Below are 12,097 nucleotides of genomic sequence, written 5' to 3'. Positions count from 1 at the left end.
TGGAGCCGCTTTGAACCGCAGCACGTGCTTGTGCACTCCGCCGAGAGGCTTCTTGTCTGGCGATAACGCCGAAAATCTTCATTCAGGATGGCAGCGTTGATCATCAACACGCCGAGGGAATAACCGGAATAGGTCTTCAGTGTTCCGTTTTACGATTATTGCTTGCGGAAGGCTTTGGCCTGCCGTCCCCGGAAGAGTTCAGCGCTGCAGGTCGGCGACGGGCGCCGTGCCAAACATGCTCTTATACTCCCGACTGAATTGCGAAGGGCTTGCGTAGCCCACGTCATACGCCACGCGGGAGACATTGGTGCTTCCGGAGGCGAGAAGCTTTCGGGCTTCCAGCAGGCGTATATGACGCTGGAAGGCCAGGGGGCTAAATCCCGTGACAGCCTTGAAGTGCCGGTGAAAAGAGGTGACGCTCATGCCGGACGAGGCCGCCAGCTCGGGAATGACAATCGGTTCGTTGTGATTGGTGGCAAGCCAGTCGGCCGCCGTCTTGAGTTGCTGGAACCGGTCGTTTCGCCGTCCGACCTGCCGAAGCGTATCGCCCATCGAGCTTTGCAGCAAACGATAATAGAGCTCGAACTCGTAGTGTGGCGCGAGCGCGCCGACGTCATCGGGCGTGGCCAGAAGTCCGACAAGGCGAACAAATGCATCGCCGACAGGTCCGTTCAGATTGTCTGATGCGACCGCACATGTCCAGCGATCCTCATGCTTGGGCATGTCGAGCACGACACGCGTGAGCATTCCGATATCGAGATGAAGGCTCATGCCGATGTAGGGAAGCTCTGGCGTCGCGTCAGTCAGCTGGTGGATATAGGGCAGGCCGAAGGACGATGTCGCGCAGTCGCCCGCCAGCAGTTCGAAGCGATTGGCGCCCATGGTCAAAACCTTCGTGCCCCGTAGAACGGCGTAGAACATCGGCTCGAACACCGCCGGTGTGGGTGGCGTGGTGCGTGTACTTGTCCATAGCGTCAGGCGCGGGACAGGGGTCGGGATGGCGACGGTTCCCCCCTGACGCTCAACAAAGGGAGCAACGTCCTTCAGCAGTTGGGTGATTGGTTTCACGGAGCCGGCCATCATCTCAGGCATGTAGTGATTTGGAAGGATCAGGCAAGTCTCTGGGAAGATCGGGCATGTAGCTTTCGCCGTGCCCGCCTATCTTCAGGCTTAACGAATTGAGCTGCCACGATCCCCGGTAATCAGGTGGAACATACCTCGGGACCGCGCATCGGGGCGACATGAGATTGAAAGGGTCCGGATTATGCAGGAACTGGCTGGAAAGAACGCTCTGGTAACGGGTGGTTCGCGTGGCATAGGCGCAGCAATTGCGCGCGCTCTTTCTGGGAAGGGAGCGAATGTAGCAATAACCTATGAGCGGTCAGCCGAGAGCGCCGCGCAACTCGTTCGGGCGATTCAGGCCGCGGGGGGCACGGCCGTCGCGATCCAGGCTGACAGCGCCGATCCGGCCGCAATACAACACGCCGTGGACGAGACGGTCCGGGCTCTGGGCGGCCTCGACATTCTCGTCAACAATGCCGCGATAGGACGATACAATAATATTGCCGATTTCGCAGTCGAGGATCTTGACGCGTTGTTGGCGGTTAACGTCCGTGGGCCTGTTCTGGCGTCCAAGGCAGCCATTCCACACCTCAAGGAAGGTGGCCGGATCATAAATATCGGCTCAGCGGGCGCGGATCGCATCGTCGGCGTGCCCGGTACGGTCTATTATATGACCAAGAGTGCGCTTCAGGCATTCAATCGCGGACTTGCGCGAGAATTGGGTGCTCGGGACATAACGGTCAATCTGGTTCAGCCGGGATCGACGAACACCGATTCGAATCCCGAGACGGGAGAATCAGCGGACTACCAGCGCAGCCTGAGCGCGCTTGGCCGCTTCAATCAGCCGGAAGATGTCGCGGCCGCCGTCGCTTTTCTCGCAACGCCTGCCGCCCGGCAGATCACAGGGACGATCCTTACCGTCGACGGCGGCGCGCTTGCGTGAAAGCGCACTGCAGCCGGTGCTTCGCTCGATGAAAATCGGACGGGGCACCGATCGGTAACCGATCTCTGTTGAAAAATCGGCGCAGTCTGCACATCCATTCGTTCGAACCGCGAAGCGAAAAAATAGCGTCGCATCATGCTCCCTGCCAGCCAAGGAAAAATACATGAAAGCCGCAGTTTACGACAACCCCGGTCCTCCGACAGTTTTGAGATATGCTGATGTGCCCGATCCGGTTTGCGGGCCGGATGATGTGCTTATTGCCGTCGAGGCGATTTCCATTGAAGGCGGCGATCTGATCAATCGCCGGTCGACACCACAGCAATCCCCGTGGATTGTCGGCTATGCCGCTGCAGGGACCGTGATTTCCGTTGGTAAAAATGTCCGCGACCGGCGGTCGGCGAAAGGGTGGCTGCATTCGATATGCAGGGGTCCCATGCGGAACTCTGGTCCGTCCCGGCCTCGCGCACGTGGCTTTTGCCGGGAGGCGTCGGAATGGCACAGGCCGCGGCCCTGCCGATTTCGTTCGGCACGGCTCAGCATTGTCTGATCACCAAAGGCGGCTTGCAAAAGGCAGAGACAGTTCTGATACAGGCTGCCGCCGGCGGCGTGGGTCTGGCTGCCGTCCAATTGGCGCGTGACGCGGGCGCGACCGTCATTGCTGCGGCGGGCGGTAGTGAAAGACAGGCACGCCTGCGCGGCCTCGGCGCATCACATGTCATCGATCGGCTGGAAAAGGATGTCGTTGAGGAGGTTCTCCGGCTGACCGGTGGCATGGGGGCTGACCTCGTCATCGATCCTGTCGGTTCGACTTTGCAAGCGTCCTTATCCGCTCTCGCGCCCGAGGGTCGCCTCGTGTTCGTCGGGAATGCAGGTGGCGGCAGCCTCCATGCCGACCTCTGGCCGCCGATGCAGAACAATCAAACGCTGCACGGTGTCTTCATGGGGCCGCTCTTCGAGAGGCAGGCGGTATACGGAACTGTCATCCAGCTTCTCAAGGCCGTGGCCGAGGGACGCATGGAGGTCGTGATCGACCGCGTGTTTCCGTTGAGCGACGCCTCGATGGCACATGAATATGCGGAGAGAGCCAAGCCGCTTGGCCGCGTCGTGATGACACCTTGAGGCTGCTGCCACCCATTCATGCGGTCAGGCGCTTGAGCCCTTCCCACTGCCGAAGCACTCGATCAGCATTTCGGTCAGCACCCGGACTTTTCTTGCGGGATGCTGACCCGGCGGCCGGACGACATATATCCCGGCCGGGGGTGGAGGATGACCTTTCATCACTTCCACCAGCTCGCCCGCAGCCAGATAATTTTTGACGAGGTCGTAAGGCAGCACGGCGACTCCCAATCCGGCCGCCGCGGCGACAGCAAGAGCAACTCCGTTATCGGCCTTGAACTGTCCCTGCGGACGAACGGTTATCACCCTGTCTCCGTCCATCACCTGCCAGGTTTCCGTGCCTTGCATGAGAGCCTGATGAGCCACAAGTTCTTCGGGTGTTTGCGGCGAGCCGTGGACCTTGATGTAATCCGGGCTGGCAACAAAAATTCCATAGAGCGGACCGACGCGTCTGGCGACGAGGCTTGAATCCGGAAGGTTCCCGACCCGGATCGCGCAATCATATCCTTCGGCGATCAGATCCACGAAACGATCAGTGTAGCAGGTCTGGATCTGAAGCTGTGGATAGCGGCGCGCCATTTGCGCAATCACGAGCGCGAAATGCGTTGGGCCGAAAGAGAGCGGCGCCGCAATCCGCAGACGCCCGCGAAGCTCACCAGCCGGAAGAATCGTCTCCCGCGCCATATCGATGTCGGCTGAAATCCTAGCGGCATAGTCCCGGAAGGTGGCGCCCGCCTCCGTCAGGGAAGCGCCGCGTGTGGACCTGGCCAGAAGCTGAACGCCAAGTTCAGCCTCAAGCCGCGCCAGCCGCCTGCTGACCATGGACTTGGAGATGCCGAGCCGCACTGCGGCCGAAGAGACACCTCCCGCATCTGCAACTTCGACAAATGTCCTGATGTCTTCGATATCCACTCTGCGTTCCCCATTCTGCAACACAGCTCAACGCTGACAAGGACTACCGCATCATAAACAGGAATGACAAGTTTCCTCCCGCGGCAACGCCCGAAGGGATGCAGGTCCCTTGCGCAAGCGCCTCGATAAACCGCCAACACAGGATGAACCCATGACCTTTCGTAACGGCCTTGATTCACTTCTCCGCCCCGAAGATTCCGTCCTCGTTCTGATTGATCATCAGCCCTATCAGCTCGCAAACCTGAACAGCCACGATCCGCAGGCTGTGGTCAATCTCACGACGGCGCTGGCGAAGCTGGCCAAAGCCTTCGATGTTCCGACTGTCCTCACCAGCGTAATTGCGGCACGCGGCGGACTTCTCTTCAAGCAGATCACCGACGTGTTTCCTGATCAGCAAGTCATCGATCGCACCTGGGTGAACACCTGGCAGGACGAGAATGTTGTGAACGTTGTCAAGGCGACCGGCCGCAAGCAGCTGATCATTGCCGGACTGTGGACCGAAGTCTGCGTTGCAATGCCCGTGATCCAGGCCGCTGGCGAAGGCTGGGACGTGACCGTGATTACCGACGCTTCCGGCGGGATTTCGAAGGAATCTCATGAAGTTGCCATCCAGCGCATGATCGCGGCCGGCGCAAATGTGATGACGGTAATGGCGCTTGCGGGTGAATGGCAACGCGATTGGGCCCGCACCGAGCATGTTGAGGAGCTGACCGAAATTCTCATCCAGCACTTCGGCGGCAGCGGCATCGCCTATCTCTGGGAGCAGCAGTTGCTCAACACGCCTGCCCCGTCCACCAAGGGCGGCCACTAAAATAGAGCGGGATGTTGGGGTGCCGGACGGAGAGCTGCGGAAGGCTCACCGTCGCAAGCTTCTTCATCCCAGCCCTGCATCCGCATTGCACGAGAAATCGTCCGTGGCGAGTTTCGTCATGAAGCTGTTACCGAAAGGGACGCTTACCCATGGTGTGAGGCCGCGGGCAGGAGCTTAAAAGTGCCCGTTGCATCACGGGTGGTGCAACGGGCGCTTATCCGACCTACAAGTGTTTTCAGTTCGGACGAGACGGAGGCTCGGTATCTGGCACGACCGACAAGGTGTGCTTGAGACATTTGAGTGCAAAGCAGGAGCGCGAATGGCGCACGCCCTCGATCTTGTAGAGCTTGCGGCGCAGAAATTGCTCGTAACCTGCGGTTCCCGCCACCGCGACCTTGATGAGATAATCATATTCGCCGGTGGTCAGATAAGCTTCCAGCACCTCTGGAAGAGCCGCCATGGCTTCGCCGAAACGTTCCAGAACCTCATCATCGTGACGCTCCAGCATGACCTCGATGATTACCGTCTCGGTCAAGCCTAGCTGCGCCTGATCGAGAATTGCCGTATAGCCGCGGATGACACCTTCCTCTTCCAGCCGCTTGACTCGCTGCCAGCAGGGGCTGGGTGAAAGTCCCACCTTCTCGGATAGTTCCGTATTGCTCAGCCTGCCGTTTTCCAGCAGGGCGCGGAGTATTTTGCGGTCGATCCTGTCGAGCGGCTTCGTCATGCCGGTCTCTCCCAAACATGCAGCAAAAAAATCTGCCGCCGATCCGTCGGCGTGCGAAAGAAGTGTCTTGGTTTCGATGCTTTGGCGGCGCCATTCGAAAGCACCTTCGGCTGGTTTTTTAGTACCGTACTGCATGGTACAGGCAACAGGGAGGAGCGGGCATGGCACCGATATCGCAGCAGCATTTTCCAAGACCCAGGACGTTGATCCATCCCGGTATTTCCGCGCCTGTGCGCATCAACAGCCTGCGCTCGCCCTCGGCGCGCCATGTCCGGCTGTTCATCAAGCCGGGGCGCAGCCTTTACGACGGCATCGTTCAGCCGCTTGCGGGGGAAGGCATTGAAAGCGCCTCCCTGACCATACTCGGAGGGCACTTCGATGGATTGTCCTATTGCGTTGCTCCGCCTGATCCATCCGGCAACGCCGTCATCGCTTATACGAAGCCCATCGACGCCGGTGCGGCGTGGCTCATCTTCGGCAACGCTACGCTCGGGCGCAGCATGAAGGGCGAGCCGATCGTGCATTGCCACGCCGCCATGCGAACCGCGGCGGGTTTGGTCAGGGGCGGTCATTTGCTGACAGAATCCTGCATTGTCGGCGAGGGTGGCATTTCCGCGCTTGTAACCTGGCTCGACAGTTTCCTGTTGCAACAGTCTTTCGATCCAGAAACGAATATTCCCCTTCTTCAACCGAAAAATCGCATGGAGCGCGCCGATGAACATGCATGATATTGTCGAATCCGGTTCCATGGGGCGCGTGGCCTATGCCCGCATAGCCCCCAATGAAGATCTTGTGCTCGGCGTCGAAAAACTGTGCCTGGCCGAGGGCTTCCGCAATGCCTTCGTACGCGGTGCGCTGGGCAGCCTGGTGGATGCGTGCCTCGGCACCCGCAGCGGCGATTTTCTGCAGATAAGCGGCCCCGCCGTTGAAATCGTTTCGATAGCCGGCGAAGTACGCGCCCAGCCTGATGGCTCGTTGCGCGCTGCGCTGACCGGCGTTGTGGCCGATACGGAGGGTGCGGTTTACGGCGGCCCCTTCATCGCAGGCGCCAACCCTGTCTGCATGACTTTCGAGGTGACGCTGGAGGAATGGCTGCCGACGGAAAAATCGCAAGCGGCGTGAACAAAATGGGACGAGCAGGGGCGCCGTGTCGCCAAACGTCCCTGCGCCACTCAAGCTGCGGCCTCACGTTTCTCCGTCAGAAGAAGTTCGAAGGTGACGCAAACGGGGTTTTTGCCGCGCACCAACCGCCCGCCGCTGATGTGGCGGGTGAGATCGACCATCGCAATATCCAGCGCCGTGCGTTCACTGTCGGAGCTGATATGGCCTGCGCGGATAAGGATTTCGCTGGCGTAGGCGGTAATGGTCGTTCCGTCATCGTAGTCCGCGCCAATAAGGCTTCCAATGCCATTGACATCGGCTTCCGGCAGGCCGAATTCCGTGCAGGCCGCTTCGAGGGCGAGGCAGATGTCGGTGTTAGGCCGGACAGTGCATAAAAGCGCCCTCAGTCCCGCATCCTGATGCCTACGCGGCCGAGGGATGGGTGTGAAAAGCGGAAAATTCGTTTCCTCATCCTGCCGAGCGTCGAGGATCGCTCCGTCAAGCGCCAGCGCCTCAAATTGTATTTCTTGGGCAAATTCGGCTTCGAAGGGAAGCAGATGTCCCATGGAGACGACGCCCTGAGCACTTTTCCACGAACCATGGCAGTGCAGAAACGGCTGGCCATCGCGCCGTCCCATATGAAGGCCGGCATCGATGATCGTGCCCTCAGGCATGGAAAAGGTTTCGCTGTACCAGGCTGCATGGGAGGCATCAGGAGCGGCCGCGGGCATAACGTATTCCAGCCGCTTCATCGGCACGTTTTTCAGCCTGATGTAGCCACCTTGGAAACCCCGTTCCGCAAAGGCAGCGGCAATCGCTTCGTTGACGCACATGCCGGCACGGACGGTTAACGTGACGGGATGGGCACGGCAGCCGATTGCGCGAAAGCGCTCGGGTGTCTCCGGTCCGGGGTGGACGATGCTGCGCGGAAGCGCTGCCTGGGCCATCGGCGTCATACCGCCAGCCCCGCGGTGATGAAGCCGCCATCCACGGCAAGAACCTGACCATTGACGTAGCTCGCATCATCCGAGACCAGAAACGCCACGGCAGAGGCGATTTCATCGGTTCTGCCATAGCGGTGCATGGGAACACGGCTATGCCACTGGTTGCGAACATTCTCGGTATGGACCGCTTGGGTCAGCGGTGTATCGACCGGGCCGGGTGCAATTGCATTGACGCGGATGCCCGATTGTCCGAGCTCGTTCGCCATCACCATCGTCAGGAGATTGACGCCGCCTTTCGAGGCACCATAGGCGCTGCGGCCCCGGTTGCCACACATGCCGGAAACCGAGCTGATGTTGACGATGGAGCCGGGAATCTCACGGTCCAGCCAGTAACGCGCCGCCGCGCGAGCCACCGCGAAGCTGCCGACGAGATTGACGTCGACGATGCGGCGAAATTCTTCGACGCTGGTCTCGACGGAAAGCTTGTCGATGCCGATGCCGGCGCTGTTGACGACGGCCACCAGCTCAACCGCCTGTTCAACGCCATTTACCGTCAACGCGGCGAACGCCTCCTCTATCGACGCTTCATCCGCCACGTTGCACACGATGCCACGCGAGGCGTCGATACCGAGCTTCTCGCAGGCCGCGTCCAGCGCTTCGCGCTTGAGATCCAGCAGCCAGGGTTGCCATCCGCGCGCCATCAGCAGCTGCGCGGTGGAAAAACCGATGCCGGATGCTCCGCCGGTGATCGCGACAGCCCCTTTTGTCCCTGCCGTCCGTTGTGTCATACCCTCTCCTCCCGGTTGAATGCCGCGCGCGTCAGCCCGTCCGCTTTTCCTCGAAAACCGGCATCTGGCCGCGCCTTTCCAGCTCTTCGCGGATCAGTTTCTTGGTGATCTTGCCATAGGCGGATTTTGGCATGGCATCCCAGAACACGACTGCTTTGGGCAGCTTGTAACGGGCCATCTTGCCTTCCAGATAGGCCTTGAGGTCGATGCCGGCGATGTCAGCGCCTTCTCTCGCCACGCAGACCGCCACGCCCACTTCGCCCCACACAGCATCTGGCACACCCAGAACCGCCGTCTCGCTGATATCGGGATGCATGAGAATTTTTTCTTCGATCTCGCGCGGATAGATGTTCGAGCCGCCGGAAATATACATGTCGGAGGCGCGCCCGGTGATGTAAACGAAGCCGTTTTCATCGCGGTGGCCGAGATCGCCGGTGCGGAACCAGCCGTTGCGGAAGGCTTTGGCATTGGCGTCGGGGTTGTTGTAATAACCGGCGAAGACGGCGGGACCGATCACGCAGATCTCGCCGGTTTCTCCCGCCTCCACCTCTTCGCCTGCGTCGTTCTGGATCTGCACTTCCATGCCTGTCCGGTCGAACCCGCAGGTGCCGACCCGCGCTTCCGGACCGTCTTCTGCGCTATGGAAGGAAGGGGGAAGCACCGTGATATTGCCGGTGACTTCACCGAGGCCGAAATATTGCACCAGCACCGGACCGAGCTTTGCCAATGCCCGTTTCTGGTCGGCGCGATACATCGGCGCGCCGGCATAGATGACATAGCGCAGCGAGGAATGATCGAAACGATCCACGGACGGGTCTTCAATCAGCATTTTCAGAATGGTCGGCACGGTGAAGGCATTGGTGACACGCCATTTCTCGATCAGCGCCCAAACGGCGGGGACATCGAGTTTTTCCGCTGCCGGCAGCACGGTCTTTGCCCCGTGCGCCACCTGCACCAGCTGGTGAATGCCCGCGCCGTGCGAAAGCGGAGCGACAACGATGGATGCGTCGCCTGTTCCCGTGCCGGGCATCAGATCGCAGAGATGGTTGGTGATGACAAAGGCCATCTGCCCGTGGGTCAGCACCGCCGCCTTGGGGCGCCCGGTGGTGCCCGACGTGAAGAAGAACCAGCAGGGATCGTCGCGATCCACCGCCTCGCCCTTGACCTTCTGACCCAGATGACGGGCGACAATCGCATCATAATCCTCACCGAATTCCGCCTGACCGATGGCGATGGTGAAATCGATCGCTGCGGCTTCACGGCTTGCTTTCGCATGTTCGGGAAAAGCGCTGGCGCAGATCATTCCGCGTGCGCCGCTGGCCTTCGCCAGGTAGCCGACTTCATCTGGCGATTGGCGGTAATTGGTCGGCACCCACACCGCGCCCACCCGGAAGCAGGCGAACATCGATTCGAACATCTGGTTGTTGTTGGAAGACTGCACCAGAATACGGTCACCCTTGACGACACCGAATTCATTGACCAGCGCATGCGCCATGGCGTCGACGCGGGCTTCCATTTGCGCCCAGCTCCAGGTCTTTTCACCCCAGACGAAGCCGATATGATGCGGGTTGCGGCGCGCGGCCTGCGTCAGAAAATGCGAAAGGTTCATCACCCGCGTGGTTGATGGTGTGACACCGCCCGGAGGATGCTGCACGGGGCCAGGTGTCCTCATTTCACGCGCTCCATGATCGAAACATAGTTGGCAACCGCGGTGCCGCCCATGTTGAAAACGCCGGCAAGCGAGGCGCCGGGGATCTGCATGTCTCCAGCCTCGCCCATCAACTGCATCGCTGCCATTACATGCATGGAAACGCCGGTCGCTCCGACCGGGTGGCCTTTCGATTTCAGTCCCCCTGAAGGGTTGATTGGCAAACGGCCGGTCTTCAGCGCGGTGCCTTCGTGCACGACCCGGTGCCCTTCGCCTGGTTTTGCAAGCCCCATGGCCTCATATTCGATAAGTTCGGCTATGGTGAAGCAGTCGTGCGTTTCAACGAAGGAAAGGTCGTCGAGCGTAGCGCCCGCAAGTTCCAGCGAGCCTGCCCATGCGCGGCGGGCGCCCTCGAAGGCCAGCGGGTCGCGGCGGCTCAGCGCCAGAATGTCATTGATCTGTTTTCTGCCCCGAAAGCCGATAGCCCGGTGGAGGCTGGCTGCGGTTTCTTCGTCGGCCAAAACGATGGCCGCCGCGCCGTCGGAAATCAGCGAGCAGTCGGTACGGCGTAGCGGGCCTGCGACATACGGGTTCTTATCGGACACGGTGTTGCAGAATTCGAAGCCGAAATCCTTGCGCATATGGGCATAGGGATTGACCGCGCCGTTGGCGTGGTTCTTGGCGGCGATCATCGCAAGCTCCTCCGAGCGATCGCCATAACGCTGGAAATAGGCCTGGGCGATGCGACCGAACTGGCCGGCAAAACCGCCGGGGATATTGGCCTCTTCTGCGCGGTAGCAAGCAGAGAGCAGAATGTCGCCTACCTCGGCGGTGGGAAGCGCCGTCATTTTTTCGGCGCCCACGACGAGCGCAATGCGGCCCCGCCCCGCCTCGATGAAATCCATCGCGCTGTACAGGGCGGCCGATCCCGTCGCGCAGGCATTTTCGAAGCGCACGGCGGGCGTATAGGCCAGTCTTTCATCACCCATTGCCACCAGGGCGCCCTGAAAATCCTGTTTCGAGAAACCATTGTTCATCACACCGACAAAAATGCCGTCGATATCGCCAACGTCGATGCCCGCATGGTCTATGGCCGGCGCGACGACTGACGCCATCAGCTGTTCGGTATTTTCAAGGGTCGATTTGCCGAAAGGCGAATGCGCCCAGCCGACGATCTGCGCTTTGCTCATTTGCTCGTTCTCCTTGCCTGTCGCTTCGGTTCGCCGTCTCCGCGCGTGCGTGCGCGGCTGGCCATCATTTCTGCGATGCGTGTTTCGATACGTGTCACCTCTTCGCGCAGCAGCGCCGCCAGTTCTGGCTGACGCTCCGGCCGCATGCGGCTATCGACGGCGGCGATGCTCAACGCTCCCGCCACCGCTCCATCCGGCGTGCGGATTGCGACACCGATACCCCATGAATTGGAAAGGATGAGGCCGGGATTGAGCGAGTAGCCGTTCGCCCGGGTCAATTCGACATCACGGCGTAGCCCGTCGAGCGTGATGCCGGGATAATTCGCGGCGATGAGGCCGCTATTGGCGGCAATGACGCTATCCACTTCGGCATCGGGCAGGGCGGCCAGCATGGCGAGAGATCCGGCGCCGATACCCAGCGGGTGCTCGAAACCGGCCTGGAGCGCATGGGTGCGCACGGGCCAGGTGCCTTCCTCGCGATAGAGGCAGAGAGAAAACGTATCGCGGCGTACCGAAAGGAAGCTCGAATCCTCGGTGCGGCGGGAAATACGCGTCAGTCCGTCCTGGGCCATCTGCAACAATCCGAAACGGCGTGATGACAGGCTGCCCAGCACGTAGGCTTCCTCGCCGAGATAATATCGGCGTGTCTCCTCGTCCTGTTCCACGAGGCCTGCCCGGATCAACGCCAGCAGCAGGCGGCGGGCCGTTGGCTTGTTCAACCCGCTTTCGGCGACGACGCCGGAAAGCGACACACCGCGTTCGGCGTGCCGCCCCACCATGGACAGCAGCGCCAGCGCCCGGTCCACGGCACGTGCCCCTGTCAGATCGTTTTCCGCCGCAACCACCGTGGCCATA

The 12,097-nt window shown here is 60.6% G+C and carries 14 protein-coding genes; 6 read left to right on the top strand and 8 right to left on the bottom strand.

What is annotated here, in order from left to right; translation table 11 throughout:
- Positions 1-198 precede the first annotated feature (198 nt).
- Complete coding sequence (locus EGT36_RS04245) at positions 199-1,068, bottom strand: AraC family transcriptional regulator (RefSeq protein ID WP_234794421.1); 870 nt, start codon at positions 1,066-1,068, stop codon at positions 199-201.
- A 196-nt stretch (positions 1,069-1,264) separates the two neighbouring features.
- Between EGT36_RS04245 and EGT36_RS04240 the strand changes: the two genes are divergently transcribed.
- The 3 genes from EGT36_RS04240 (at position 1,265) to EGT36_RS04235 (ending at position 3,124) form a co-directional block, all read left to right on the top strand.
- Positions 1,265-2,005, top strand: coding sequence for an SDR family NAD(P)-dependent oxidoreductase (locus EGT36_RS04240; protein WP_077987219.1), 741 nt, complete (start codon positions 1,265-1,267; stop codon positions 2,003-2,005).
- 163 nt (positions 2,006-2,168) lie between these two features.
- A complete protein-coding gene (locus EGT36_RS31510) occupies positions 2,169-2,552 on the top strand; it encodes an alcohol dehydrogenase catalytic domain-containing protein (protein WP_234882080.1) in 384 nt (127 codons plus the stop codon).
- The gene (locus EGT36_RS04235) at positions 2,498-3,124 is read left to right on the top strand and encodes a quinone oxidoreductase family protein (RefSeq protein ID WP_234882079.1); all 627 of its coding nucleotides are present in this window, start codon (positions 2,498-2,500) and stop codon (positions 3,122-3,124) included. The genes EGT36_RS31510 and EGT36_RS04235 overlap by 55 nt, the downstream gene beginning before the upstream one ends.
- A gap of 24 nt (positions 3,125-3,148) precedes the next feature.
- On the opposite strand, the gene EGT36_RS04230 is transcribed toward EGT36_RS04235, so the two are convergent.
- Positions 3,149-4,033, bottom strand: a complete 885-nt coding sequence (locus EGT36_RS04230) for a LysR family transcriptional regulator (RefSeq protein WP_004443585.1) — start codon at positions 4,031-4,033, stop codon at positions 3,149-3,151.
- A 151-nt stretch (positions 4,034-4,184) separates the two neighbouring features.
- Between EGT36_RS04230 and EGT36_RS04225 the strand changes: the two genes are divergently transcribed.
- Complete coding sequence (locus EGT36_RS04225; RefSeq protein ID WP_004443583.1) at positions 4,185-4,844, top strand: hydrolase; 660 nt, start codon at positions 4,185-4,187, stop codon at positions 4,842-4,844.
- A 235-nt stretch (positions 4,845-5,079) separates the two neighbouring features.
- Here the strand turns inward: EGT36_RS04225 and EGT36_RS04220 are convergent, their stop codons facing one another.
- Positions 5,080-5,571 (bottom strand): Lrp/AsnC family transcriptional regulator, encoded by a 492-nt coding sequence (locus EGT36_RS04220; protein ID WP_037091956.1) that lies wholly within the window; start codon positions 5,569-5,571, stop codon positions 5,080-5,082.
- Between the two features lie 161 nt (positions 5,572-5,732).
- Between EGT36_RS04220 and EGT36_RS04215 the strand changes: the two genes are divergently transcribed.
- Together EGT36_RS04215 and EGT36_RS04210 are read left to right on the top strand one after the other, a co-directional pair.
- Positions 5,733-6,299 (top strand): PPC domain-containing DNA-binding protein, encoded by a 567-nt coding sequence (locus EGT36_RS04215; RefSeq protein WP_125270074.1) that lies wholly within the window; start codon positions 5,733-5,735, stop codon positions 6,297-6,299.
- Entirely contained in the window at positions 6,286-6,693 is a 408-nt protein-coding gene (locus EGT36_RS04210; protein WP_004443574.1) for a PPC domain-containing DNA-binding protein, read from the top strand. The genes EGT36_RS04215 and EGT36_RS04210 overlap by 14 nt, the downstream gene beginning before the upstream one ends.
- 50 nt (positions 6,694-6,743) lie before the next feature.
- Here EGT36_RS04210 and EGT36_RS04205 read toward each other — a convergent pair whose 3' ends face one another.
- From EGT36_RS04205 to EGT36_RS04185, 5 genes are read right to left on the bottom strand one after another with little or no spacing between them, the layout of a single operon-like run.
- Positions 6,744-7,628, bottom strand: coding sequence for a PPC domain-containing DNA-binding protein (locus EGT36_RS04205; RefSeq protein ID WP_037091941.1), 885 nt, complete (start codon positions 7,626-7,628; stop codon positions 6,744-6,746).
- Positions 7,625-8,404 (bottom strand): SDR family NAD(P)-dependent oxidoreductase, encoded by a 780-nt coding sequence (locus tag EGT36_RS04200; RefSeq protein ID WP_037091939.1) that lies wholly within the window; start codon positions 8,402-8,404, stop codon positions 7,625-7,627. The genes EGT36_RS04205 and EGT36_RS04200 overlap by 4 nt, the downstream gene beginning before the upstream one ends.
- A gap of 31 nt (positions 8,405-8,435) precedes the next feature.
- Positions 8,436-10,076, bottom strand: coding sequence for an acyl-CoA synthetase (locus EGT36_RS04195; RefSeq protein ID WP_037091936.1), 1,641 nt, complete (start codon positions 10,074-10,076; stop codon positions 8,436-8,438).
- Complete coding sequence (locus EGT36_RS04190; RefSeq protein WP_004443563.1) at positions 10,073-11,242, bottom strand: acetyl-CoA acetyltransferase; 1,170 nt, start codon at positions 11,240-11,242, stop codon at positions 10,073-10,075. Before EGT36_RS04190 ends, EGT36_RS04195 begins: the two co-directional genes overlap by 4 nt.
- Entirely contained in the window at positions 11,239-12,096 is an 858-nt protein-coding gene (locus EGT36_RS04185) for an IclR family transcriptional regulator (RefSeq protein ID WP_037091933.1), read from the bottom strand. The genes EGT36_RS04190 and EGT36_RS04185 overlap by 4 nt, the downstream gene beginning before the upstream one ends.
- Between the last annotated feature and the right edge of the window lies 1 nt (position 12,097).

It is taken from the genome of Agrobacterium sp. FDAARGOS_525 (genome assembly GCF_003938925.1).
Taxonomy (GTDB): Bacteria; Pseudomonadota; Alphaproteobacteria; order Rhizobiales; family Rhizobiaceae; genus Agrobacterium; species Agrobacterium pusense.
Note: the sequence above shows the minus strand (reverse complement) of the source record. Positions and strands in the feature narration are given on the sequence as shown.